This window comes from Micromonospora sp. DT229 (genome assembly GCF_049844505.1).
In the GTDB taxonomy this organism is placed as follows: Bacteria; Actinomycetota; Actinomycetes; order Mycobacteriales; family Micromonosporaceae; genus Micromonospora.
In genome coordinates this window covers 1-25,914 of sequence record NZ_JBNCLD010000029.1, presented here as the reverse complement: position 1 = coordinate 25,914, position 25,914 = coordinate 1, and the positions used below count along the sequence as shown (strand labels likewise).

The window sequence follows — 25,914 nt, the reverse complement described above, 5'->3', positions numbered from 1 at the left end:
CCGTCCGGGGCCCACCCCGTCCGCAAACCGCAGGAGGAAGTGCAATGCCATCGATCGACTACGCGGAACCGGTTGTCCAGGCCGGGCCGGGCCGCGACGACCGTCGGGCGAGCACGGTCCTCAACGGCGGGCCGCTCACCGGGCCGGTCGTCGGCGTGTCGCAGGCGTTCGCGCAGCGGGTCGCCGTCGACCCGGACCGCCCGGCCCTGGTCGCCGGGGCGACCCGCCTCAGCTACGCGGAGTTGGACGCGGCTGTCGCACTGCGCGCCGAACTGTTGCACGCCGAGGGTGCCGGACCTGGCCGGCTGGTGACCGTCTGCCGGGCCCGCAGTGTGGAGGCGATCGTCTCGGTCCTGGCCGTGCTGCGTACCGGGGCCGCGTACCTGCCGCTGGACCCGGCCGCGCCGGCCGCCCGCAACGAGGCGATCCTCGCCGACGCCTGCGCGGGGACGCCGCCGGCCCTGGCCCAGGTGATCGCGCAGGGCGAGGTGGTGCTCAGCGGGGCAGGCGTGCCAGCCGGTACGGCCTACGTCATCTACACCTCCGGTTCCACCGGAACGCCCAACGGCGTCCTCGTCGGACAGGCCGCCCTGGCACACTTCGTCGCCGGAGCGACCTGCCGGTACGGTGTCACCGCCGACGACCGGATGCTCCAGTTCGCCCCCCTGCACTTCGACGCCAGCGTCGAGGAGATCTTCCTGACCCTCACTGCCGGCGGCACACTCGTGCTGCGCGACGACGACATGCTCGACGTACCGGCGCTGCTGGCCGGTTGTGTCCGCCACGGGATCACCGTTCTGGACCTGCCGACGGCGTACTGGCACGAGCTGGCGTACGCGCTCGCCACCGGGGTCGCCGAACTGCCGCCGACCCTCCAGACCGTGATCATCGGTGGTGAGGCGGCGCTACCCGAGCGGGTGGCCCGCTGGCGGCAGGCCGTCGGCGACCGGGTACGGCTGCTCAACACGTACGGGCCGACCGAGGCAACCGTGGTCGCGACGGTGGCCGACCTGTCCGGGCACGACGACGCCGACGAGGTTCCGATCGGGCTGCCCCTGCCCGGGGTGCGGGCGGCCGTCGTAGACGGTGAGCTGTGGCTGCTCGGCGGCGCGCTCGCTGACGGTTATCTGGGTCGCCCGGAATTGACCGCTGACCGGTTCACCACCCTCGGCGGGCAGCCCGCCTACCGCACGGGTGACCGGGTCCGGGTCCGGGACGACGGTCAACTGGACTACCTGGGCCGGCTGGACGACGAAGTCAAGATCAACGGGCACCGGATCGATCCGGCGGCCGTCGAGTCGGTCCTGCTCGGCCTCGACGGGGTACGCGAATGCGCCGTCGTCGCCCAGGACCTCGGCAACGGCATGAAGCGCCTGGTGGCGTACGTGGCCGGCACGGTCAGCGCGGACGAGGTCCGCGGCCATCTCGCGCAGCGGCTGCCCGCCGCTGCGGTGCCCGGCGTGGTCCGGCTCGTGGGTGCCCTGCCCCGCAGCAGCACCGGCAAGATCGACCGGGGCACGCTGCGGGCCACCCCGGCGTCCGGGCCGGGTGGCCCCACTCCCGCCGAGCCGTACGCCGGCTCGGGGTCGGCCGAGTACCTGCCCGAGCCCGGCGAGGAACTCATCCCGCTGTCCTACTCCCAACACCGGCTGTGGTTCCTCCACGCCATGGAGGGCCCGTCGGCGACGTACAACATGCCGCTGGTGATCGAACTGGACGGGGTGCCGGACCAGCAGGCGCTGGCCGCTGCGCTGACCGACCTGGTGACCCGGCACGAGGTGCTGCGCACCGTGTACCCCTCGGTCGACGGCACACCCGTCCAGCGGATCCTCGACGACCCCGACCCCCGGCTGCTGGTCGTGCAGGACTGCCATGGCGACGACGTCGACACCCGGTTGGCCGAGTTCATCGACGGTACCTTCGACATCGCGACGCAGCCGCCACTGCGGTCCCTGCTGCTCGTCGACACGCCGCAGCGCTCGGTGCTGGTGGTGCTGGTGCACCACATCGCCACCGACGGCTGGTCACTGCCCCCGATGCTGCGCGACCTGGAGATCGCCTACCGGGCCCGCCTGGCCGGAACGGAACCGGACTTCGAGCCGCTGCCCGTCCAGTACGCCGACTACGCCCTCTGGCAGCGGGAACTTCTCGGCGACGCCGACCAGCCGGAAAGCCTGATGGCCCGGCACCTGTCCTGGTGGCGCGAAACCCTCGCCGATCTGCCGGCCGTGCTCGATCTGCCACTGGACGGGCCCCGCCCGGTCGAGTTCGGACACCGGGGCGCCTCGCTGTGCGCGGTCCTCGACGCCGACACCCACCAGCGCCTGCGCAACCTCGGCGACACCCACCAGGCCAGCGCGTTCATGCTCTTCCACGCCGCGCTCGCGGCCACCCTCACGCAGCTCGGCGTCGGCCCTGACGTGCCGGTCGGTACCCCCGTCGCCGGACGCGGCGACGAGGCGCTGCACGACCTCATCGGCTTCTTCGTCAACACCGCCGTCCTGCGCACCGACCTCTCCGACGACCCCAGCTTCGCCGACCTGGTCGTCCGGGTACGCGACAACAATCTCGCCGCGTACGCGCACGCCGAGGTCCCGTTCGACCTGCTGGTGGAGCGACTCAACCCGGTCCGGTCGCTGGCGCACCATCCGTTCTTCCAGGTGATGCTGACCGTCAACACGTCCACCCCGGACCAGCTGCGGATCCTCGACCTCGAGGGCCGGATCGCCCCGGCCGGCCTCGACACCGCCAAGTTCGACCTCAGCTTCTCCTGCATCGCCACCGCCGACGACGCCGAGGTCGAAATCTGGCTCCAGTACGACGTGGACCTGTTCGACGCCGACACCGCAGCCCTGATGTTGGAGACGTACCTGCGGCTGCTGCGGGCCGCCACCACCGACCCGAGCACCCCGGTCAGCACCCTCGACGTGCTCACCGACGCCGAGCAGGCGGGCCTGGACGAGCGGCGCCACGCCGCCCGTACCCGCCCGGTCGCGGTCCCCGCATTCGTCGGCGGGCACGACGGCTCTCCCCGTACCCCGGTCCTGTGTGACCTGTTCGCCGAGGTGCTGAGCCTGCCCACGGTGGCCCCCGGCGACGACTTCTTCGCCCTCGGTGGACACTCCATGCTCGCGATCCGGCTGGTCAACCGGATCCGGTCGGTACTCGATGCCGAGGTCGGCATCCGCGACATCTTCCTCGCCCCCTCCCCTGCCGCGCTGGGTCACCGGATCGGCGAGCTGACCGGTCGGGACCGGCTCGCGCTGGTGGCCGCGGCGCCGACGGAGCGGGTGCCGTTGTCGTACGCGCAGCACCGGCTGTGGTTCATCAACGAGCTCAACGGCCCGAGCGCCATCTACAACATCCCCGTCGCGATCCGACTCGACAACGACCTCGACGCGGAGGTCCTGGCCGCCGCCCTGGCCGACGTCATCCACCGCCAGGAGGCGCTGCGTACCGTCTTCCGCACCGTCGACGGCGAGCCCTACCAGGTTGTCCTCGACAACCCCGCTTCAGGGCTGACCGTCCTCGACCTCACCGCCGATGAGGTACCCGCAGCCGTCGAAGCCGCCGTCGGACATGTCTTCGACCTCAGTGCCGACCCGATGCTGAAGACCTGGCTGCTGCGCCCCGCCGACGCCGCCCAGGTGTTGGTCGTGGTCCTGCACCACATCGCCGGGGACGGCTCCTCCATGGCTCCCCTGCTGCGCGACATCACCACCGCCTACCAGGCCCGCCTGGCAGGCCGCACGCCCGACTGGACCCCACTGCCGGTCACCTACATCGACTACACCCTCTGGCAACGCGACCTCCTCGGCGACGCCGACGACCCCGACAGCCTGCTGAATCGGCAGTTGACCTTCTGGCGGGAGACGTTGACCGAAGCCCCCCAGGTCATCGACCTGCCCGCCGACCGGCCCCGACCGGCCCAGGCGAGCCACCGCGGGGGTGCGGTGCCGTTCCGGCTCGACGCGGACATGCACCGGGCGGTGCTGCGACTCGTCAATGACAGTGGCACGACCATCTTCATGGTGTTGCAGGCCGCGTTCGCCGCCCTGCTGTCCCGGATGGGTTCCGGCACCGACATCCCCATCGGCACCGTCGTCGCCGGACGCACCGACGAAGCCCTCGACAACCTCGTCGGATTCTTCGTCAACACCCTCGTCCTACGCACCAACCTCACCGGCAACCCCACCTTCACCGAACTACTCACCCGCGTCCGCGACACCGACCTCGCCGCCTACGACAACCAGGACCTCCCCTTCGAACGCCTCGTCGAAGAACTCAACCCCACCCGCACCACCGCACACCACCCCCTGTTCCAGATCATGCTGATGGTCGGCAACACCGCCCAGCCCGATCCCGACGGATCGCCCTTCGCCGGTACGGAGATCCCCTTCGACATCGGCACCGTCAAGTTCGACCTGACCCTCTCCATTCGCGAAGGGGTGGACACCAGCGGTGCCCCCGCCGGACTGAACGGCTCCCTCGAGTACGCCACCGACCTGTTCGACGAGCACACCGCCGCGATGCTGGCCGACCGGTTCGCCCGGCTACTGACCGCCGCCGTGGCCGACCCGCGCCGGCACGTCAGCGAACTCGACCTGCTCAGCGACGAGGAGCGTGACCAGCTCCTCGTCGCCTACAACGACACCACCGTCCCGCCCACCCGGGGCTGCGTCCACGAAGCCTTCCAGGAACAGGCCCGGCGCACCCCCGACCACACCGCCGTCACCTTCGGCGAACAACAACTCACCTACGCCGAAGTGAACCGACGCGCCAACAGGCTGGCCCACCGACTCGTCGCGGCCGGCGTCGCACCACAATCCACCGTCGGCGTCCTCATGCACCGTGGCGCCGACCTCGTCATCGCCAGCCTCGCCGTACTCAAGTGCGGAGCCGCCTACGTACCGGTCGGCACCACCCTGCCACCAGCACGCGTACGCACCATCATGACCGACGCGAACGCCCCCGTACTCCTGGTCGACAGCCACGCCAGCACCAACCCCGCACTAGCCGAAGAACACACACACGGCACCGTCATCGTCCCCTTCGACAGCCCCACTGATGATCAGACCGGCAGTCGCGATGACGACCTGAACCTGCCGTTGGACGACCAGTCCCTGATGTACGTCATGTTCACCTCCGGCTCCACCGGTCGCCCCAAGGGCGTGGGTGTCACCCACCACAACGTCCGGGAACTCGTCAACGACCGCTGCTGGGACGCGGCACACCACCGGCGGATGCTGGTGCACTCCAACTACGGCTTCGACTCCTCCACCTACGAGATGTGGGTGCCGCTGCTGCTCGGCGGTGAACTCGTCATCGCCGCCGGGGAGGGCGCCGACCTGGCGGAGATCGCCCGCACCATCACCCGGTACGACGTCACCGCCGCCTACTTCACCATGGGCCTGTTCCACATCATGGCCGACGAGGGGCTGGACACCCTGGCCCGGTTGAAGGAGGTCTGGACCGGAGGTGACGTGGCCTCCCCCGCCGCCGTCGCGCGGGTGCTGGAGCACTGCCCGGACACGGTGCTGGTGCACAGCTACGGCCCGACCGAGGTCACCTTCGCCTCCCACCAGCAGCGGTTCGGCACCGACCGGGGCGAGTTCGCCGGGGTGCACCTGGGCCGACCGCTGGACAACAACCGCACGTACGTGCTCGACGAGCGGCTACGCCCGGTGCCGTTGGGTGGCACCGGCGAGCTGTACCTGGCCGGCGAGCAGGTCGCCCGCGGCTACCTCGGCCGGCCGGGACTGACCGCCGAACGCTTCGTCGCCGACCCGTTCGACCCGGCCGGTGGGCGGATGTACCGCACGGGTGACCTCGTCGCCTGGAACGGCCGGGGTGAGCTGCGCTTCATCGGCCGCGCGGACGGACAGGTCAAACTCCGCGGCTTCCGCATCGAACTCGCCGAGATCGAGGCCACCATCACCGCGGACCCGGCCATCGGTCAGGTCGCCGTGATCGTCCGCGAGGACCGTGCCGGCGACAAACGGCTCGTCGCGTACATCGCGCCCGCTCACGGGGCAGCCGCCCGGACCGACGCCGACTGGGAGGCGGCCATACGGCAACGAACCGCACGGACCCTGCCCGACTACATGGTCCCCTCGGCGGTGGTGGTCCTCGATCAGCTACCGGTCACCGTCAACGGCAAACTCGACCGCCGCGCCCTGCCCGCCCCCCAGCAGCAGCAGCGCGTCGGCCGTGCCGCCCGCACCCCGAACGAGGAGCTCATGTGCGACCTCTTCGCCGAGGTCCTCGGAGTTCCCACGGTCAGCATCGACGACGGCTTCTTCACTCTCGGCGGACACTCCCTGCTGGCCACCAAACTGGTGAACCGGATCCGGGCGGTCTTCGCAGCGGAGATCGGTGTCCGGGACGTCTTCCAGACGCCGACCCCGCTGGGGCTTCTCGACCGGATCCGTGAGCTGGCCGGTACGCCCGTGCGGCCTGCGCTGGTGGCGTCCGCACCGGATGGCCCGGTGCCGTTGTCCTACGCGCAGCGCCGTCTCTGGTTCCTCGGGGAACTCGACGGCCCGAGTGCGATCTACAACATCCCCGTCGCCATCCGACTGGACCAGGCAATCGACCCGGACGTCCTGGCGGCGGCCCTCGCCGACGTCGTCGAACGGCAGGAGGTGCTGCGCACCGTCTACCAGGTCACCGACGGCGAGCCCCATCAGGTCGTTCTCGACGGGGTACGCCCCGAGGTGACCGTGCGGGACCTGACCCCCGACGAGGTGTCGGCGGCGGTGGAGGCGGCGGCCGGACACGTCTTCGACCTGGCCACGCAGATCCCCGTACGGGTCTGGCTGCTGCGCCCGGCCAGTGCGCCCCAGGTGTTGGTGGTGGTCCTGCACCACATCGCCGGTGACGGCATGTCGATGGCCCCCCTGCTGCGGGACCTGTCGACGGCCTACGCAGCGCGGACCGTGGGACAGCAACCGCAGTGGGCGCCCCTGCCGGTACGGTACGTCGACTACACCCTCTGGCAGCGGAATCTGCTCGGCGCGGCCGACGACCCGGAGAGCCTCCTGGCCCGGCAGCTCGACTTCTGGCGGCACACCTTGGCCAGCGCACCGCAGGTGCTGGAGTTGCCCGCCGACCGGCCCCGCCCGGCGCGGGCCAGTCACCAGGGCGACGGAGTCCCATTCACTGTGGACCCGGCTACCCATGCCGTGCTGCGTCAGGTGGCCCGTGCCGCCGGCACGTCGATGTTCATGGTGATGCAGGCCGCCTTCGCGGTGCTGCTGTCCCGGATGGGCTCCGGCACCGACATCCCCATCGGCACTGTGGTGGCGGGTCGGGACGACGAGGCCCTCGACGACCTGGTCGGGTTCTTCGTCAACACCCTCGTGCTGCGGACCGATGTCTCCGGTGCCCCCACCTTCACCGAACTGCTGGCCCGGGTTCGGGAGACCGACCTGGCCGCATACGAGCACCAGGACATTCCCTTCGAGCGTCTCGTCGAGGAGCTCAACCCGGCCCGCACCACCGCGCATCACCCGCTGTTCCAGGTGATGCTGATGGTCCGGAACGCCGTCGGGGCCGATTCCGACGGATCCCCGTTCGCCGGCACCGAGGTCGGGTTCGAGGTGGGCACCGTCAAGTTCGACCTGACCCTCTCCGTCGCCGAACGGCAGGACCCCACCGGCGCCCCCGACGGGATGGACGGCATCCTCGAGTACGCCTCCGACCTCTTCGACACCGAGACGGTCCACGACCTCTGCGCCACCTTCACCCGGCTGCTCGGCGCATTCGCCATCGAACCCGACGCCCCCGTCGGGCGGCACGACCTGCTCACCGCCGACCAGCGTCACACCCTGCTGAACACTCTCAACGACACCGGGGTTTCCGCACCGGACCTGCGGGTCACCGAGGTGTTCGCCCACCAGGTCGCCGCCGGCCCGGACCGGATCGCGCTGATCGACGGCGACACCCAGATGACGTACGCCGAACTCGACATCGCCGCCGACCGGCTCGCCCGGCATCTCGTGACGGTCGGCGTACGGCGCGGGGACATCGTGGGTGTGCTGCTGGAGCGTGGCCTGCCGATGGCCGTCGCCGTCCTCGCCACGCTGCGCGCCGGTGCCGCGTACGCCCTGCTCGATCCGGAATTTCCGGACGCCCGGCTGACCGCCCTGGCCGACGACGCCGCACCGGCCGCGCTGGTCACCGCGAACGACCTGGCCGGTCGACTCGGCACCGCGCGTCCCGCAGTCACCGTGCTGGTCGACGAGGCGGGCGCCGTCCCCGGTGCGCCACCGGCGGATGAGCCCGCCCTACCTGCCGGCGACCCCGGAGACCCGGCCTGCATCATGTTCACCTCCGGCTCCACCGGAACGCCCAAGGGGGCGCTCGCGTCCCACCGGGCCATCGTCGGAACCCTCACCGGCCAGGACTTCGTCGACTTCGGACCGGATCAGGTGTGGTTGCAGAGCGCGCCGGTCTCCTGGGACGCGTTCGCGCTCGACTTCTGGGGCCCGCTGCTGCACGGCGCCAGCTGCGTGCTGCACCCCGGCCAGCGGCCGGAGCCGGCCCGGATCGCCGAACTGGTCGCCCGCCACGGGATCACCACCATGTGGCTGTCGGCCGGGCTGTTCAACGTCATGCTCGACGAGTACCCCGACACGCTCGCCGCCGTCGGGCAGGTGATGACCGGTGGTGAGGCGCCCTCGGTGGAGCACCTGGCCCGGGCCCGCCGCCTGCTGCCCCGACAGCGCCTGATCCACGCTTACGGGCCGGTGGAGAGCATGATCTTCACCAACTGCCACCAGGTCCAGACACCGCCTGACCATGCGCCGGTCCCGGTCGGTGCGCCACTGGTCAACCGCGCCTGCTACATCCTCGACGATGAGCTGCGGCCGGTCCCGGTCGGCGTCACCGGCGAGATCTATGTCGCCGGTACCGGGCTGGCCGACGGGTACCTGCGCCAGACCGCGCTGACCGCCGAGCGCTTCGTCGCCAACCCGTTCGATCCAGCCGGCGCCCGGATGTACCGCACCGGCGACCTGGCCCGCTGGACCCGCGGCGGCGCGGTGGCGATCGTCGGACGGGCCGACGACCAGGTCAAGATCCGGGGATTCCGAATCGAGCCCGGTGAGATCGCGGCGGTGCTCGCCCGACAGCCTGGCGTCGGCGGGGTGGCCGTGATCGTCCGTGAGGACCAGCCCGGCGACAAACGGCTCGTGGCGTACCTGACGCCCGCTGCGGAGGGGTCGGAGCTGGACGAGGGCGAGCTGCGCCGCGCCGCCGCCGAGACACTCCCCGCCCATCTGGTGCCGGCCGCCTTCGTGGTGCTGGAGCGGCTGCCGTTGGCCGCCAACGGCAAACTCGACCGTCGCGCCCTGCCCGCACCGCAATACGGCCGGAGCACCGGACGTGCCCCCCGTACTCTCAACGAGCACCTCATGTGCGACCTGTTCGCCGAGGCACTGGTAGTCCCCGCAGTCGGCGTCGACGACGGCTTCTTCGACCTCGGGGGACACTCACTGCTCGCCACCAAACTGGTGAACCGGATCCGGGTGGTCTTCCGCACCGAGATCGGGGTGCGGGACGTGTTCCAGGCTCCGACCCCGGCCGGACTGCTGTACCGCATCCGGGAGCTGGCCGGCACGCCCGTACGGCCCGCGCTGGTGGCAACCGAGTCGACCGGTCCGGTGCCGCTGTCGTACGCCCAGCACCGGCTCTGGTTCATCAACGAACTCAACGGCCCCAGCGCTGTCTACAACATCCCCGTCGCACTCCAACTGGACCACGACCTGGACGCGGACGTCCTGGCCGCCGCCCTGACCGACGTCCTGCACCGCCAGGACGCCTTGCGTACGGTCTTCCGCACCATCGACGGCGAACCTCACCAGGTCATCCTCGATGACCCCGGACCAGGACTGACCGTTGGGGACCTCACCCCCGACCAGCTACCCGCGGCCGTCGAGGCCGCTGTCGGACACGTCTTCGACCTCAGCACCGATCCGATGCTGAAGACCTGGCTCCTCCGACCCACCGGCGCTCCCCAGGTGCTGGTCGTCGTCCTCCACCACATCGCCGGCGACGGCGCCTCCATGGCGCCCCTGCTGCGCGACCTCACCATCGCCTACCAGGCCCGCACCGCCGGCCACGCACCCGACTGGACTCCGCTGCCGGTCAGCTACACCGACTACACCCGCTGGCAACGCGATCTCCTCGGCGACGCGAACGCCCCCGACAGCCTGCTCGCCGGGCAACTCGACTACTGGCGCACCGCCCTCGCCGACGCGCCGCAGGTACTGGACCTCCCGGCCGACCGGCCGAGGCCGGCCCGTGCCAGCCACCGTGGCGACGCCGTCCGGTTCACCCTGGACGCGGCCGGCCATGCGGCGCTGCTGCGGGTGGCCCGCACCTCCGGTACGTCGGTGTTCATGGTGTTGCAGGCCGCGTTCGCCGCCCTGCTGTCCCGGATGGGTTCCGGCACCGACATCCCCATCGGCACCGTCGTCGCCGGACGCACCGACGAAGCCCTCGACAACCTCATCGGATTCTTCGTCAACACCCTCGTCCTACGCACCAACCTCACCGGCAACCCCACCTTCACCGAACTACTCACCCGCGTCCGCGACACCGACCTCGCCGCCTACGACAACCAGGACCTCCCCTTCGAACGCCTCGTCGAAGAACTCAACCCCACCCGCACCACCGCACACCACCCCCTGTTCCAGATCATGCTGATGGTCAACAACACCGCTCCGACCGACACCACGGGTTCACCCTTCGCCGGCAGCGATATCCCGTTGGCCATCGGTACCGTCAAGTTCGACCTGACCCTGTCCGTCGGTGAGCTGACCGACGCCGCCGGCGCACCCGCCGGACTCGACGGCGCCCTCGAATACGCCACCGACCTGTTCGACGAGCACACCGCCGCACTCCTCGCCGGACGACTCACCCGACTGCTGCACTCGGCCGTCGCCGACCCGGAACAGCGCGTCGGTGAACTGGACCTCCTCAGCGCTGAGGAACGCCACCAACTCCTCATCGCCTACAACGGCACCACCGTCCCCGCCACCCGAGGCTGCGTCCACGAAGCCTTCCAGGAGCAGGCCCGGCGCACCCCCGACCACATCGCCGTCACCTTCGGCGAGCAGCGGATCAGCTACGCCGAGCTGAACCGACGCGCCAACCTGCTGGCCCACCGTCTGATCGCGGCCGGCGTCACACCCCAGTCCACCGTCGGCGTCCTGATGCACCGGGGTGCGGACCTGATCGCGGCCAGTCTGGCGGTCCTCAAGTGCGGTGCGGCGTACGTGCCGGTCGGGACCACCCTCCCACCGGCCCGGGTACGCACGATCATGACGGACTCGGCGGCTCCGGTGCTGCTGGTCGACCGGCACGCCGAGACCAACCCGGCCCTGGACGCGGAGCGGGAGCACGGCACCGTGATCGTGCCCTTCGACGGCCCGACCGGTGGCCGCGACGACGACCTGAACCTGCCCCTGGACGACCGCTCCCTGATGTATGTCATGTTCACCTCCGGCTCCACCGGCCGGCCCAAGGGGGTCGGAGTCACCCACCACAACGTCCGCGAACTCGCCGCCGACCGTTGCTGGAACGCCGCCCACCACCGCCGGATGCTCGTCCACTCGAACTACGGCTTCGACTCCTCCACCTACGAGATGTGGGTACCGCTACTCCTCGGCGGCGAACTCGTCATCGCCCCCGGAGAAGGCGCCGACCTGGCAGAACTAGCCGACACCATCACCCGGCACCAGATCACCGCCGCCTACTTCACCATGGGCCTGTTCCACATCATGGCCGACGAAGGACTCGACACCCTCGCCCGACTCGAAGAGGTCTGGACCGGCGGCGACACCGCCTCACCAGCCGCCATGCAGCGAGTCCTCGACCACTGCCCCAACACCGTCGTCGTCCACAGCTACGGCCCCACCGAAGTCACCTTCGCCTCACACCACCAGCGCTTCGACACCAACCGCAGCGAATTCCCCGGCATCCACCTGGGCCGTCCCCTCGACAACAACCGCACCTACGTCCTGGACGAACACCTCAACCCCGTACCCCCCGGCGCCACCGGCGAGCTCTATCTCGCCGGCGACCAGGTCGCCCGCGGCTACCTCGGACGGCCGGGGCTGACCGCCGAGCGCTTCGTCGCCGACCCGTACGACCCCAACGGCGCTCGCATGTACCGCACCGGTGATCTCGTCGCCTGGACCAGCCAGGGACAACTCCGCTTCATCGGTCGAGCCGACGGTCAGGTCAAGATCCGGGGCTTCCGCATCGAACCGGCCGAGATCGAAGCCACCATCGGCGAGGACCCCGGCATCGGGCAGGTCGCCGTCATCGTCCGCGAGGACCGGCCAGGCGACAAGCGACTCGTCGCTTACGTCGTCCCCACCCAGGCGGCCGCCCCACGCGACTGGGAGGCGACCGTACGTCAGCTCACCGCCCGCACGTTGCCCGACTTCATGGTGCCGAACGCGGTGGTGGTACTCGACCAACTCCCCGTCACCGCCAACGGCAAACTCGACCGGCGTGCCCTACCCGCCCCCCAGCAGGGACAACGCAGCGGACGAGCCCCCCGGACCCCCGACGAACACCTGATGTGCGGCCTGTTCGCCGAAACCCTCGACGTCGCAGCGGTCAGCGTCGACGACAACTTCTTCGAACTCGGCGGACACTCACTGCTCGCCACCAAGCTGGTCAGCCGGATCCGCGACACATTGGGCCTCGACATCCGGGTCCGCGACCTGTTCGACCGGCCGACCGTCGCCGGGCTGCTCGACGGCACGCGGCGCGGGGAAGCCTCCGAGGTCCTGGTGCCGCTGCAACCGTCCGGTGGACACCGCCCGCTGTTCTGTGTTCACCCCGGCGCCGGCATGAGCTGGTCGTACGCCGGACTCGCCCGGCACCTCGGCCCGGAGCAGCCGATCTACGGCCTCCAGACCCGGGCGCTGAGCCTGCCCGGCTACCGGGCCACAGGAGTACCCGAGTTGGCCGAGGAGTACCTGGCGGAGATCCGTCGGGTGCAACCGCACGGCCCGTACCGGCTGCTCGGCTGGTCCTTCGGCGGGGTCGTCGCACACGCGATGGCCACTCTGCTGCAACAGACCGGCGAAGAGGTCGAACTGCTGGCCATGATGGACGCCTACCCGGTGTCCGTCGAGGAGGCGGCCCGGCCGCGCACCGAGCGCGAGACCATGCTGATGCTGCTCGGCGACGACGACGGAGAGACCGGTGAGCTGCCGGACGGGCTCCTCGACCGGTACGACCCGGTGGCGGTGGTCGAGGTCCTGCGCCGTCGCGACCCGGTGCTCGCCGGTTTCACCCCCGGCGAGGTCCACGCCCTGGTCCGGGCCGCAGTCAACCACGCCGACATCATGGCCGCGTACCGGCCCGGGGTGGTCGCCGGTGACCTGCTGTTCTTCTCCGCCGGCCGTGCCGGCGTGGCCGACGGCCCGTCACCGAAACTGTGGGAAGAGCACTTCAGCGGCGTCATCGAGTGGCACGACGTGGCCACCACTCACCTTCGGATGACCGAACGGGAACCACTCGCGGAAATCGGCGAGAAGCTCGCCGCAAGACTTGCCGAATTGGCATAAGAGAACTCCGGAAACCTTCTAGAAGGGAAATGACATGGCGAATCCGTTCGACGACGAGAACGGCACGTTCCTGGTGCTGGTGAACGCCGAGGCCCAGCACAGCCTCTGGCCGGTCTTCGCCGCCGTACCCGGCGGCTGGCAGACGGCCTTCGGGCCGGCCGGCCGGGCGGAGTGCCTGGCGTACGTGGAGAGCTCCTGGACCGACATCCGACCGCGGAGCCTGGTGGCACAATACGCGTAAGGAAACGCCAGGTCAGATCACCTCCAGCGCGGCCCCTGCTCACCTCGTGAGCAGGGGCCGCTCAGTCGTGTCCACACGCCGGTCACTGCCGCTTTGACTGCCCACCTTTCTGCCCGTCCAACTACCGTCTGCCACCACCGGGCACTCCTATATTCGACGTGTGGGAAATAGCGCGACCGAATGGGTCGACCGCGAGCCGGTGCAAATCTCCGGTGCGTGATTCGCACACTTCGACACGTCTGCTGTCGGCGCTGCCGGCCGTCGTAACCAGGTACGAGCAAAGACCCCGGGAGGCGAGATGTACCAGGCAGAGCAAACGGTGGCGGTGAGAAAAGCCGCCGCCTACCCTGGTCTCCTCGGCGAGCATCTGATCGCCGACAAGACCAGGGCCGCCATGGCGGTCCAGCAGGAGGCGTTGTACGCCGCGCGGGAGTTCCTGCGCGGTCAGGGCTTCACCGAGCTGCTGCCCCCGCTGATCGGGCCGGTCACCGACCCGGGCGCCCGGGGCGCCAAGGCCCTCGATGTCGACTTCTACGGCCACACGTACAAGATCATGACGAGCGCGATCCTCTACAAGCAGGCGTCGCTGCGCGGTTTCCCGAAGCTGTTCTACATCGCCCCGAACATCCGGGTGGAACCGCCGGAGACCGTGGACACCGGCCGGCACCTGGTGGAGTTCCACCAGATCGATGTGGAGATCGCCGGTGGTACCCGCGAGGACGCGATGGACACCGCAGCCGGGCTGCTCACCCACGTCGTCGCGCACGTGTTCGACACCGTGCCGGAGGTGCTGCGGCAGTTGGGCCGTGACCCCCTCGACTTCGCCGAACTGTTGACCGGCAAGTTCGACAGCTGCACCCACCACGAGGCGGTCCAGCGGTTGCGCGACCAGGGTCACCCGCAGAGCCCGGACGCCGAGATCAACTGGGCGGGTGAGGAGATCCTGTCCCGGGAGGCCGACCGGCCCTTCTTCATCACCGACTACCCCAAGGGATCGCGGGGCTTCTACGACCGGGAGAACCCCCAGGACCCGGGAGTGCTGCGCAACTTCGACCTGATCGCCCACGGCGGTTTCGGGGAGCTGGTCAGCGGCAGCGAGCGGGAGGCGGACTACGCCACCCTGGTGACCCGGATGCGGGAGAGCGGCGAGAACCCGGCCAAGTACGACTGGTACCTGCGGCTGATGCGCGAGGGCCTACCGGCCAGCGCCGGCTTCGGCATGGGGTTGCAGCGCCTGATCCGGTTCCTGACCGGCCTGGACGCACTCTGGCAGGTCAGCGCCTACCCGAAGCTGCCCGGGGTGGTGTCCCCGTGAGTGGGGTCTGCGCGCCGGGCCTGCCCGAGGAGCTGATCCGTCAGCGGGCCCGCGAGGGCACGGCCGCGGTGTTCCCGCCGGTCGACACGTACGGCCGACAGTTGCACGGCGCCGGTGACGAGGAGCTGTCCGGCCCCTCCGGCTTCACCGACGACCTGGACCTGGCCCGCCTGGTGCCGCCGGTGTTCATGCCTCGGCGGCTGGAGAAGCTGATCGATCTGGGCCGGGAGCCGCTGCACGACGACGTGGACCTGGAAACCGTCATCGGCGGCTTCCGCTCACCGCTGCCGGTGTACGTCTCCGCGTTCGGCTCGACCCGGGTCGCCTCCGGTGACGCGGGGATCGCCGCCAGCCGGCAGGCCGGCCGGCTCGGCATCCCGATGGTGATCGGCGAGAACATGGTGCCGGTCGGCGGATACCGGCGGGCCGAGGCCGCACAGTCGCCGATCCTGGCCCGGCTGCGTGCCTACGCGCAGGAGTGCCCGCCCGGGGTCGGTGGTGTGGTGGTGCAGCAGAGCACCGAGGACGCCGACTCCGAGGTGTGGAACCTCGTCTACAGCGACACCTCGGTGCGCGAGCTGCGGGACTCGGGCCGGTTGGGCTTCGAGCTCAAGACCGGCCAGGGCGCCAAGCCGGGACTGGGCGGGATGACCGCGGTGGACGCCGAGGAAGCCGCCCGGCTGGCCGGTCAATTCGCCGTCCGGGACGTCCTCGGGACGGACCGCTGGCTGCGCTGCGCCACCCCCGGAACCTTCACCGAGGAGATCCTGCGCCAGCAGGTGCGGTTCATGCGCAACAACTTCCCGCGGGCCCGGGTGTGGGTGAAGTTCCACCCCGGACGCGACGTGGCGTTGGCCGCGACCACGGCCTGGCAGGCCGGTAGTGACGCGGTGACCGTCGACGGCGCGCAGGGCGGCACGGGGTGGGCGCCTCGGGCGTTCCTCGACCAGGTCGGGCTGCCGCTGGGCGAGTGCCTGCGCCGCATCGGCCGCCCCGAGGGATGTCTGCTGGCCACCGGCCGGATCTGGGAGGGCGGCCGGGCGGTCCGCGCGCTGGCGCTGGGCGCCACCGCCGTCGGGCTGGGTCGGGCCGCGCTGCTCGCGGTCGACGAGGATCCCGAGGACGGCCTCACCCGCCTGGTCGAGGCTCTGGCGTTGGAGGCCCGGCTGCTGGTCAGCGCGGTCGGCAAGTACCGCGCCGACGCACTGACCGACGAGGACCTCTGGTGGCCGGGTGCCACCCCGACGGCCGCCTCATCGGCGCGTACCGCACCGATCGGCAGCCCGGCATGACCGCCTTGCTGGACGTCGGATGTCACCTGCCGGCGCTGAGCGTGGACATCGGTGACATCTGTGTAGACACCGACCCGAAGCAGATGTGGACCTACCGGCGCCTGTTCGGGCTGAAGAAGGTGCTCCGCGATCCCGGGCAGGACCTGCGACCGCTGCTGGTCGCGGCGGCCGATTCCCTGACCGCGTTGCGCGGCAACGAACACCGGGTCCGCTACGTGGTGCTGGGCCGGACCATCGCCCCGGCACACCGGGCCGGGGAGACCCTGCTGGAGGACGTCTGCAGCACGCTGGGCCTGCCCAACGCGGTCGCGTTCACCCTGACCCAGCGCGCCTGTGCCGCAGGTCTGCTCGCTGTGGACCTCGCCGGCCGGCTGCTCGCCGCGGACGGTGACCCGGACGCCCTGGCCCTGGTGCTCACCGGCGAGAAGACCTTCATGCCGCTGCTGGAGACCATCCCGGGAAGCACCGTGATGGGGGAGGCCACCGCCGCCTGCCTGGTCACCGCGAACGGTGAACGGGACCGGCTGCTCGGCGTGGCCACCCGCACCCTGGGCCAGTTCGCCGAGTCGGTCCCACCGCAGCCCCTGCACCCGGACTTCGTCAAGGACCACAACGAGGTGCTGGCCGAGGTGATCCGGCAGGCGTGCCGCGACGCCGGGGTCGCCGTCGACGACCTCGCACTGCTGCTGCCCCACAACGTCAACAAGTTGTCCTGGTCGTGGACCTGTCAGCTGCTGAACGTGCCGCTGGACCGGGTCTACCTGGACAACATCGCGGCCACCGGGCACTGCTTCGGTGCCGATCCGTTCATCAACTACGTCCATGCCCGCGCCGCCGACCGGCTACGCCCGGGTGATCTGTACCTGATGGCCGCCGTCGGGCTCGGCGCGACGTTCACCGCCGCCGTGCTGCGGCACTGACCCGTCGACCTCGTCGCAGAAAGGGAAACAGCCGATGTCACCTCCGGATCCGACGTTCCTAGAGGGTGTCAAGAGTGCCTGTACCGGAGCCACCGGCACGCCGTTCGTCCTGCTGGGCAACTTCGAGGTCGAGGACGAGTGGGCCCGCGACGAGGTGGGGCTGCCGGTCTTCGGCGGTCGGGCGTCCACGGCGATCGTCAACCGGATGGACGAGTTCGCCGTACTGCTGGCCGGCCCCGGCGACCACGTCGTGTTGAAGTCCGCCCCCGACCCCGACTACCTGGAGTACCTGGAGGGGCTGGGCATCGAGCTTCCCGGGATCCTGCTCACCGACGAGCACGACCCGGCGGCCACGGTCAGTGAGGACGCGCTGCGCTCGCCCCGGTTGCTGGCGGCGCTGCGGTCGTTGGCCGGGCAAGGGGCGTACCTGCTGCCGCACGGGATGTCGGCGCTGGAGCAGCAGTTGTGCGAGCTGACCGGGCTCGCCCCGGCGCTACCGGCGGTGTCGGTGGTCAAGGCGGTCAACAGCAAGATCTACAGCCGCCGGGTCGCGACGGACCTCGGACTGCCCCAGGCCGTGGGCTGGGAGTGCGAGACCGTGGACGAGTTCGTCGCCGCGGCCGGCGAGGCTGCGCGCGCCGTCGCCGCCGGGCGCCGGGTCGGGGTCAAGGACGCGTACGGGGTCTCCGGCAAGGGCATCATGGTCGTCGATGACATCCGCCGGATGGACCAGCTCGTCCGGATGGTCACCCGACGCGCCGAACGCACCGGCGACCAGCGCGTGGCCCTGGTCATCGAGGAGTGGGCGGACAAGGCGCTGGACCTGAACTACCACTTCACCGTCGCCCGCGACGGCTCGGTCCGGTTCGACTTCGTCAAGGAGGCGCTGACCGAAAACGGCGTCCACAAGGGACACCGTTTCCCCGCGCGACTCTCCACCGAGCACGCCGCGCAGCTCGTCATCGCCAGCGAACGACTCGGCGCGCGGCTCGCCACCGACGGCTTCCACGGCGTGGTGGGGGTCGACGCCATCACCACCACCGACGGCGGTCTGCTGCCGGTCCTGGAGATCAACGCCAGGAACAACATGTCGACCTACCAGACCGGGCTCCAGGAGCGCTTCATGGGCCCGGACAGCGTCGCCCTGGCCCGCCAGTACGACCTGCGGCTGACCCGACCGGTCACCTTCGCCGGCCTCCGCGACTGCCTCGGCGACCTGCTGTTCGACCGGGACCGGGGCACCGGTCTGGTGGTGAACAACTTCGCCACGGTCAACGCCGCGACGCCCGAACCCGGCGACACCCGCCCGTACGTGGGACGCCTGTACGGGCTGCTGATGGCCCGTACCCACCAGGAACTCACCGACCTCGACGACGCCGTTGTCGCGGCTGTCCAGAAGGAGACCGTCCATGTCTGAGTCGACCGCACTGGGCGGCGTCCCCGTCACCGAACTGGTGGAACGGTTCGGCACGCCCCTGTACGTCTACGAGGGCGCGACGATCACCGACCGGTACCGGCAACTGCGCGAACGGCTGCACCCGGCGGTGCGGATGTTCTACTCGCTGAAGGCCAACCCCAACATCAGCGTCTGCGCGCTGCTGCACTCGCTGGGCGCCAGCGCCGAGGTCTCCTCCCTGACCGAACTGGTCACCGCGGAACGCGCCGGGGTCCCCGCCGAGGACATCATGTTCCTCGGCCCCGGCAAGAGCCGCACCGAGCTCACCGCGTGCCTGAAGGGTGAGGTCACCCTCATCTGCGAGTCGCTCGGCGAACTCGCCCTGATCGACGAGCTGGCCGCAGAACTGGGCGGCACCGCCCGGGTGGTGCTGCGGGTCAACCCGAGCTTCGCGGTCAAAGGCAGCGGCCTCACCATGGGCGGCAAGCCCCGCCAGTTCGGCATCGACGAGGCGGCCCTGCTGGCCGAGTCCGACCTCGCCGGCCGGCACCGGTCGGTCAAGCTGTGCGGCTTCCAGGCGTACCTGGGCACCCGGTTCCTCTCCGAGCAGATGATCGTCGAGAACACCGGGCGGATCCTCGATCTGGCCGAACGACTCGGGCAGCACCTTGAGGTGGACCTGGAGATCGTCGACGTCGGTGGCGGGCTCGGCGTGGCGTACTTCGCCGGCGAGCGGGACCTCGACGCCGCCGCGCTGACCGACCAGCTGAACCCCGTCTTCGCCGCCTTCCACGCACGCCACCCGCAGACCGCCCTGGTGATGGAGCTCGGTCGGTACCTGGTCGGGCACAGCGGCACCTACGCCGTCACGGTGCGGTACGTCAAGGAGTCGATGGGCGAACGCTTCGCGGTCGCCGACGGCGGCACGAACCACCATATGGCCGCCGTCGGTATCGGCTCGTTCGTCAAGCGGAACTTCCCGATGCGGCTGCTCAACCGGGACAGCACCGCCCAGCCGGTGAAGTGGAACGTCACCGGTCCGCTGTGCACCCCCAACGACACCATCGGCAAGGCCGTCGAGTTGCCCGGTGACCTGCGCCCCGGCGACGTGATCGGGGTCGAGCGCTCCGGCGCGTACGGCCCGACCGCCTCGCCGGTGCACTTCCTCAGCCACGGCTACCCGGCCGAGGTGCTGATCCACCAGGGCGAGCCCCGGCTGGTCCGCACCCGGGACGACGTGGAGAGCATGCTCGCCGCGCAGATCCTGCACGACTTCCGCTGACCCTGGCTCGACTTCGCACCACCTGCACCGATCTCCGTACCAACCGCGTCACCTCCCCCAATCTCACGCCCCGAAAGGCAGGCCTCAATGAACGCCACGACCGTCGAGACCGGCAACGACCAGATCGTCACCGTCATCGTCACCGCGCTCGAGGAGGTGCTGCGCCAGGAACTCACCGACATCACCGTCGAGACCCGACTCTTCGACGACCTGAACCTGGACTCCACCAGCGTCCTCGCCCTGCTGATGACCCTGGAGGACGCCCTGGACACGCAGGTCGACCCGGAGAGCCTGGAACAGGCCCACCTGGAGTCGGTGGGTTCCCTGGCCGCCTTCCTCGCCGAAAACCGCTGACCATGTCGGCCCTGCGGCAACCCGGTGAACGGGCCGGGCCGGCGCTGGAACGCATCGTCACCCGCACCTTCACCCACCCGGTGATCCCGTGTGACCCGGCCGACCGGACCAACCTGCGGGAACGCATGGAGGCGCTCTACGGCGACTTCACCGACCTGTCCTGGCTGACCGACGGTCTGATGGTCAGCTACCACGACATGGTCCGTACGGTCGTCCAGGAGCTCGGCCCGGAACTCGTCGGCGTCGACCTGGCGATCACCGTGGACGCCAGTCCCGACTGCCGGCACCAGAGCTTTCCCGGGCCGGTGCTGTCACACGTGCTGCCCGGCGACCCGATCATGCTCGGGGTATCGGAGCAGGGTGTGGCGGGCCCGTACACCGCGCTGCGGATCGCCCACCAGTACCTGCGCTCCGGCGCGGCCACCCGAGCCCTGATCCTGATCATGGAACAGTCGACGTTGCCGCCCGACGACGCGGCGGTCCGGCCCGTCCGGGACGTCGCGGTGGCCATGCTGCTCGGCCCGGAGGGCACCATCGGACTCGGCCTGCCGACGGTGGCGGTCACCCGTGCCGGGGCGGCTGGGGCGCTGGCGAACGAGGTCGACCTGGTGGTCGCCGGTGCCGCTCTGGCCGACCTGCCGACCGGGGTACCCGTGCGGCGGGCCGAGCCGGGACACCCCTGCGCCGGGGTGTGGCTGGCCCTCGCCGAACTGCTCGACAGCCGTCCGGACGGCGGCCGGGTGCTGGTCGCCGACCGCGACCCGGTGCTGCCGTACCGGTGCGCCGTCACCGTCACCCTGCCGACGTCGCACCCCGAACCACCACGGCAACCGGCCGGCGACATCGCGTCACCCGCCATGCCGCACCTGGCCATCCGTCCGCAGAAGGTGAGGGAGCTGGTCCGATGACCGTCGCCGTCAGCACGCCGGCCGCCGCCACCGACCTGGAGCGGTACCACACCCTCGCGTACACCGCAGGGGTGGTCACGGCACTGGGTGTGCTCCAGGCGGAAACCAGCCCCGGGATCGTGCCGGTCGGGCCGGGCGGACACACCTTGCTACCGGCCGCCGTCTACGCCGCCAGCGACCGGTACGCCACACCGCAGGGTCCACGACCGCAGCCGTACGGCCAGACGGTGCTGGACCGCGTCGTCACCGGCGACGGGGAGCTGATCGCCTGGCGGGTACCGGGCGGCGGCCCCGACCCTGACACCGGGGCGGCCTGGACTGCCGGGATCGCCTGGATCCGGCTCGGCCTGACCACCCGGCTGCTCGAACAGGCCGCCGAACACCTGCGTGGCCGGACCATCGCCGGCGTCGTCACCCTGCACCTGCCGATGGTCCGGGGAATCCTCGCCGACGCCGCCGCCGGGATCGCCGAGGCACGGGCGCTGCTGGACACCGACGCGTACGGGACCGATCTGCGCCGGGTGCACCGCACCCTCGACGAGAGCGGCCGCAACTGCCTGCACCTGTTCGGTGCCGCCGGTTTCCTGACCGACGGGCCCGGCGGTGACCTGCACGTGTCGGAGCTGCTCGCCGAGACCTACCCGCCCCCGACCGACATGGAGGCGTCATGAACACCGACTTCCTCACCGATCTGCGGGCACACGCCCGCGCGTACGCGGACCTGCTGCGCCCCACCGCGCTGGACCTCGACCGCAACCCGGACCTCGCGGTCTCCTCACCCGGCTGCGGACTGCCGTGGCGCCCCTTCGCGGGCCTGCCCGCCGAGTACAACCCGGAACCGCTGCGGGTCGGCGGCCGGCCCGTCCTGCTGCACAGCTGCGTCGAACGGGTCGTCGTGCTGGAGGAGTTGGCCCGTGTCGACGCCGGTGCGGTGCTCGCCCTGCCCGGCCCGTCGATGTCCTCGTCCGTCATCGGGGACCTCGCCGACGATGACCAGCGGCAACGGTTCTGGGAGAGGGTCACCGCCGAACCCACCTGGACCTTCTTCGCCATGACCGAGCCGACGCACGGCTCCGATCCGAGCGGCATGCGCACCACCGTTCGTCGCGATGGTGACGGCTTCCTGCTCAACGGCACGAAACGGTACATCGGCAACGGCGCACGGTCGCGCATCGGCGTCGTCTTCGCCCGCCGCGGCGCCGGTCCGCTGGGCATGGTGGCGGTCCTCGTCGACACCGACCTGCCCGGGTTCACCGCCGCACCGCTGTCCACCCGGGGTGTACGCGCGTTGCAGCTAAGCGAGTTGCGGATGGCCGACGTACCGGTCACCCAGGACGACATTCTCGGCCGGCGCCGCTCCGCCACCCGGCAGGGCATGTGGGCGGCCACCCGCACCTTCAACCGCTACCGGCCGGTGGTGTCCTGCCTGGCGCTGGGCGTCGCCCAGGCCGCGTACGACCTGGTCGTCACGCAACGCCGGGGATACCGGGTCGCCGAGCGACACCTACTCACCGACTGGGAGCAGCGTCTCACCGGCACCCGCGCCCTGGTGCTGGCCGCCGCCCGATCCGCCGACGCGAATCCAGGCGACGGCACCCTCGCCGCCGCGGCGAAGCTGCGTGCCACCCGCCTCGCCGAGGAGATCACCACCACGGCGGTACGGCTGCTCGGGCCGGGGGCGCGTTGGGAGCACCCGATTCTGGACAAGCTCCTACGCGACGCACGCGCCTTCGAGTTCATGGAAGGCACCGGCAACGTTCAACGGCTCACCCTCGCCGAGGGTTACCTGCAGAGGCGGCTTCCCGATGTCCGCGCCGCGTGATCCGGTCTGGGTCGACGTCGGAACGCCGCCGGGCACCGACGTGTGGCACATCGTGCTGGACGTCGCACGCGAGACCGTCGACCCGTTCACCACGCTACTCGACGCCAACGAACTGCGGCGCGCGCACCGGCTGCGCGACGAGCAGGCGGCCCACCGCTTCGTGGCGGCGCACGGAGCGGTGCGGTCGGTACTGGGCAGCTATCTCGACGTCGCCGGCTACACGCTGCACTGGGCCCGCGGCCCCAACGGCAAGCCGTACTTCGACGGCGAGTGGCGCCAGTGGCAGTGGAGCCTCAGCCGGTCCGGAGGTCACGCCCTGCTCGCCGTCCGCCTGCACGATCCGGTCGGGGTGGACATCGAACAGATCAGCGACGACGTCCAGGCCAACGCCCTCTCGGCCCGATTCATGCCGGCCGAGGAGGCCGCCGAGGTCGCCGGACAGCCCGACGACGCGGCCCGCAACGCCGCCTATCACCGGTTGCTGTCGCGCAAGGAGTCGTGCGTGAAAGCCAGCGGCGGGCGGCTGCTGGACGGGCTGCGCCTCGGCGTCCTGGTGCCCGGGATCGTCGAGGGCACCGGCGCCTTCACCGGGCAGCGCTGGTCGCTGCGGGACCTGCCCGCCCCGCCGGGTTTCGTCGCCACCCTGGCCACCATCGGTGACCGGCCCCCGCTGCTACGGATGTTCGAGTGGGACTGGCACACCTACCCGTACGGCGGCCACGCCGACGCACTGACCGGCCCACCACTGGAGCCACCCGAGACGACCCGACCATCCGGAGACGAGAACTCGTCCCCGCTCCACGTTGCGAGGAGGGCCGCATGAGACACCAACCGGAGCCCACCGGCCGCCGACACCGGCCGGCCAACCCCACCGGGCCGGGCCGGAGCCGCGGCGGTGGGCCCGACGGCCGGTGCACCGCCCAACGGCCAGGCGGTGGCGCACCGTATCCGCCGGATGCGGTGCCACGGATGCGTTTCACCCCCTCGGCGATACCCGTCCTGACCTGTGTGCCCGCCCGGCATGAAGCGGCGCTACGCGGTGCCGTTGAGGCCCTGGCCCGCCTGGGCCGCTCGGATCTGGGCGGCACCCTGCGGGTGAGCGCGCCCGGTCCGGCCGATGCCGCCGCCGAACGCCTCGCCGCCCGGCGGGCCGTCGAGAACGCCCTGCACGGCGGCTGCGGCACCGTCCTGCTCCCGCCACCCCGCCCTCCGTCCACGCGGCACCGCAACCCGGACACCCCGAACCCGTCCGCTCCCCCACCCGCGATTCCCCTTCAGAGTGAGGAACTCCGATGACCTCCACGCACGAGTCCCAGGCAGCAGACGGGGCCCAGGCAACGGTCCAGTGGCGGAAGGTCATCACCCTGACCGCCAGCCAGGGTCTGTCGCTGACCGCCGACTACGTCCTGCTCGTCGCCCTTGCCTGGACCGCGGTCCAACTCGGCGGGGTGGGTGCGATCACCACCCTGATGCTGGCCGGCACCATCCCCCGCGCCCTGACGCTGATCTTCTCCGGCGCCATCGCCGACACGCTGGGAGCCCGGTTCGTCCTGTTGCGGACCACCTCCGCCCGGGCCGTGCTGCTCGCCGCCGGCGCGGTGGTCGTCTTCACCACGCCGTGGTTCTGGCCGCTGGTGGTCGTCGCCGCCATCGAGGGGGTGCTGCTGGGCATCGGCAGCCCGGCCGCCAGCACCCTGATGCCCCGGCTGGCCCAGGGTGAGCAATTGGCCCGGGCGAACTCACTGTCGTCCCTGGTCACCCGGCTCGCGCCGATCATCGGGACCCCGATCGGCGCCTGGCTGATCGCCACCGGTGAGCTGTGGGAGGCGATGGCGGTGGTGGCGGCCACCTGCGCGGTCTCGTTCGCCGCGATGTGGGTGGTCACCCGTGGTATGGCCGGTGGTGACCGGACGCCGGGCGAGAACATGCTCCGACGCTCCGGCGACGGCATCCGCCTGCTGCGCACGTACGGCCGCCTGCGCTGGCTGTTCATCTGCGCGTTCCTGCTCGACATGGCCTTCGGCTGGCCGATCGAGGTGGCCCTGCCGCTGATCGTCGACGGGCGTGGCTGGGGTGTCGGTTCGGTGGCCGTGGTCGTGGTCGCGTTCAGCTGTGGCGCGATCGTCGCCGGCTTGACCGGTGCCCTGCTCGCTCACCGCATCCCGCTGATGGTGCGCCTGGTTGTCACCGGCGTCGGCATCGGTCTCGGCATCCTGGCGATGGCGGCGATGAACTCGGTGTTCACGCTCGCCGTGGTCGGCGCGCTGGTCGGTCTGATGGCCGGCCTGAACGGCCCGGCCATCGTCACCGTCTACCAGCAGGCGTCCCCTCGTGCCCGGTTGGGCACGGCGATGTCGATGCTGACGCTGGCGGGCATCGGCACCGTCCCGGTGTCGATCGTCGTCTTCGGCGCGCTCTCCGCCGTGATCGGGGTGACCGCCACCTGGTTCGTGTGCGGTTTCGTCGCCCTGGCCGCACCGGTGGCGGCGCTGCGGGCGCTGCGCCAGCCGCCCCCCGGGCCGGAGAGCCTGGGCGGCACCGACACCCCGTCACCGGCTCCCGAGGCCGAGCCGGCTCCGGCCCTCGTCGAAGCATCGCCGACGGCCGAGGCGCAGCCGGTGGCCACGGCCGTCGCGGCATCCGATCCCGAGCCTGCCACCGACCAACTCCTGGTCACCGCGAGCCGCAACGGCTGACCTGACCGGTGCGTGCACCGCACAGTGCAGCGGCCGGGGGGCCGCGGGGGGCGGACCCCCGGGCCCGCCGCCGGACAGGGAGGGGCGGCGGCAGAA

The 25,914-nt window shown here is 71.0% G+C and carries 14 protein-coding genes; all 14 read left to right on the top strand.

Annotation, left to right across the window (positions count from 1 at the left end; genetic code table 11):
* The first annotated feature begins 44 nt into the window (after positions 1-44).
* Entirely contained in the window at positions 45-13,592 is a 13,548-nt protein-coding gene (locus ACLQ2T_RS27880; protein ID WP_425769333.1) for an amino acid adenylation domain-containing protein, read from the top strand.
* Positions 13,593-13,626: 34 nt separating this feature from the next.
* Complete coding sequence (locus ACLQ2T_RS27875; RefSeq protein WP_013734734.1) at positions 13,627-13,833, top strand: MbtH family protein; 207 nt, start codon at positions 13,627-13,629, stop codon at positions 13,831-13,833.
* Positions 13,834-14,152: 319 nt separating this feature from the next.
* The gene (locus ACLQ2T_RS27870) at positions 14,153-15,148 is read left to right on the top strand and encodes an asparagine synthetase A (protein ID WP_425769332.1); all 996 of its coding nucleotides are present in this window, start codon (positions 14,153-14,155) and stop codon (positions 15,146-15,148) included.
* Positions 15,145-16,440 (top strand): glutamate synthase-related protein, encoded by a 1,296-nt coding sequence (locus tag ACLQ2T_RS27865; protein ID WP_425769331.1) that lies wholly within the window; start codon positions 15,145-15,147, stop codon positions 16,438-16,440. The genes ACLQ2T_RS27870 and ACLQ2T_RS27865 overlap by 4 nt, the downstream gene beginning before the upstream one ends.
* Complete coding sequence (locus ACLQ2T_RS27860) at positions 16,437-17,360, top strand: 3-oxoacyl-[acyl-carrier-protein] synthase III C-terminal domain-containing protein (protein ID WP_425769330.1); 924 nt, start codon at positions 16,437-16,439, stop codon at positions 17,358-17,360. The genes ACLQ2T_RS27865 and ACLQ2T_RS27860 overlap by 4 nt, the downstream gene beginning before the upstream one ends.
* A 34-nt stretch (positions 17,361-17,394) precedes the next feature.
* Positions 17,395-18,777, top strand: coding sequence for an ATP-grasp domain-containing protein (locus ACLQ2T_RS27855; protein WP_425769329.1), 1,383 nt, complete (start codon positions 17,395-17,397; stop codon positions 18,775-18,777).
* Positions 18,770-20,038 carry a type III PLP-dependent enzyme gene (locus ACLQ2T_RS27850; RefSeq protein ID WP_425769328.1) on the top strand — a complete coding sequence of 423 codons (1,269 nt, stop codon included), beginning with the start codon at positions 18,770-18,772 and terminating at the stop codon, positions 20,036-20,038. The genes ACLQ2T_RS27855 and ACLQ2T_RS27850 overlap by 8 nt, the downstream gene beginning before the upstream one ends.
* An 87-nt stretch (positions 20,039-20,125) precedes the next feature.
* Entirely contained in the window at positions 20,126-20,392 is a 267-nt protein-coding gene (locus ACLQ2T_RS27845; RefSeq protein WP_425769327.1) for an acyl carrier protein, read from the top strand.
* A 2-nt stretch (positions 20,393-20,394) separates the two neighbouring features.
* Entirely contained in the window at positions 20,395-21,300 is a 906-nt protein-coding gene (locus tag ACLQ2T_RS27840) for a hypothetical protein (RefSeq protein WP_425769326.1), read from the top strand.
* Positions 21,297-21,971 (top strand): hypothetical protein, encoded by a 675-nt coding sequence (locus ACLQ2T_RS27835; RefSeq protein WP_425769325.1) that lies wholly within the window; start codon positions 21,297-21,299, stop codon positions 21,969-21,971. Before ACLQ2T_RS27840 ends, ACLQ2T_RS27835 begins: the two co-directional genes overlap by 4 nt.
* Entirely contained in the window at positions 21,968-23,122 is a 1,155-nt protein-coding gene (locus ACLQ2T_RS27830; protein WP_425769324.1) for an acyl-CoA dehydrogenase family protein, read from the top strand. The genes ACLQ2T_RS27835 and ACLQ2T_RS27830 overlap by 4 nt, the downstream gene beginning before the upstream one ends.
* Positions 23,106-23,945: a 4'-phosphopantetheinyl transferase family protein gene (locus tag ACLQ2T_RS27825; RefSeq protein ID WP_425769323.1), complete on the top strand. Its 840-nt coding sequence runs from the start codon at positions 23,106-23,108 to the stop codon at positions 23,943-23,945. The genes ACLQ2T_RS27830 and ACLQ2T_RS27825 overlap by 17 nt, the downstream gene beginning before the upstream one ends.
* A 146-nt stretch (positions 23,946-24,091) precedes the next feature.
* Positions 24,092-24,418, top strand: a complete 327-nt coding sequence (locus ACLQ2T_RS27820; protein WP_425769322.1) for a hypothetical protein — start codon at positions 24,092-24,094, stop codon at positions 24,416-24,418.
* On the top strand, positions 24,415-25,818 hold the full coding sequence (locus tag ACLQ2T_RS27815; RefSeq protein WP_425769321.1) for an MFS transporter: 1,404 nt from the start codon (positions 24,415-24,417) through the stop codon (positions 25,816-25,818). Before ACLQ2T_RS27820 ends, ACLQ2T_RS27815 begins: the two co-directional genes overlap by 4 nt.
* The last annotated feature ends 96 nt before the right edge of the window (positions 25,819-25,914 follow it).

Coding starts and splice junctions, on each gene's coding strand:
- ACLQ2T_RS27815 (WP_425769321.1), top strand. CDS start 24,415: ATGACCTCCACGCACGAGTCCCAGGCAGCAGACGGGGCCCAGGCAACG.
- ACLQ2T_RS27845 (WP_425769327.1), top strand. CDS start 20,126: ATGAACGCCACGACCGTCGAGACCGGCAACGACCAGATCGTCACCGTC.
- ACLQ2T_RS27840 (WP_425769326.1), top strand. CDS start 20,395: ATGTCGGCCCTGCGGCAACCCGGTGAACGGGCCGGGCCGGCGCTGGAA.
- ACLQ2T_RS27875 (WP_013734734.1), top strand. CDS start 13,627: ATGGCGAATCCGTTCGACGACGAGAACGGCACGTTCCTGGTGCTGGTG.
- ACLQ2T_RS27880 (WP_425769333.1), top strand. CDS start 45: ATGCCATCGATCGACTACGCGGAACCGGTTGTCCAGGCCGGGCCGGGC.
- ACLQ2T_RS27860 (WP_425769330.1), top strand. CDS start 16,437: ATGACCGCCTTGCTGGACGTCGGATGTCACCTGCCGGCGCTGAGCGTG.
- ACLQ2T_RS27835 (WP_425769325.1), top strand. CDS start 21,297: ATGACCGTCGCCGTCAGCACGCCGGCCGCCGCCACCGACCTGGAGCGG.
- ACLQ2T_RS27820 (WP_425769322.1), top strand. CDS start 24,092: ATGCGTTTCACCCCCTCGGCGATACCCGTCCTGACCTGTGTGCCCGCC.
- ACLQ2T_RS27855 (WP_425769329.1), top strand. CDS start 17,395: ATGTCACCTCCGGATCCGACGTTCCTAGAGGGTGTCAAGAGTGCCTGT.
- ACLQ2T_RS27825 (WP_425769323.1), top strand. CDS start 23,106: ATGTCCGCGCCGCGTGATCCGGTCTGGGTCGACGTCGGAACGCCGCCG.
- ACLQ2T_RS27830 (WP_425769324.1), top strand. CDS start 21,968: ATGAACACCGACTTCCTCACCGATCTGCGGGCACACGCCCGCGCGTAC.
- ACLQ2T_RS27850 (WP_425769328.1), top strand. CDS start 18,770: ATGTCTGAGTCGACCGCACTGGGCGGCGTCCCCGTCACCGAACTGGTG.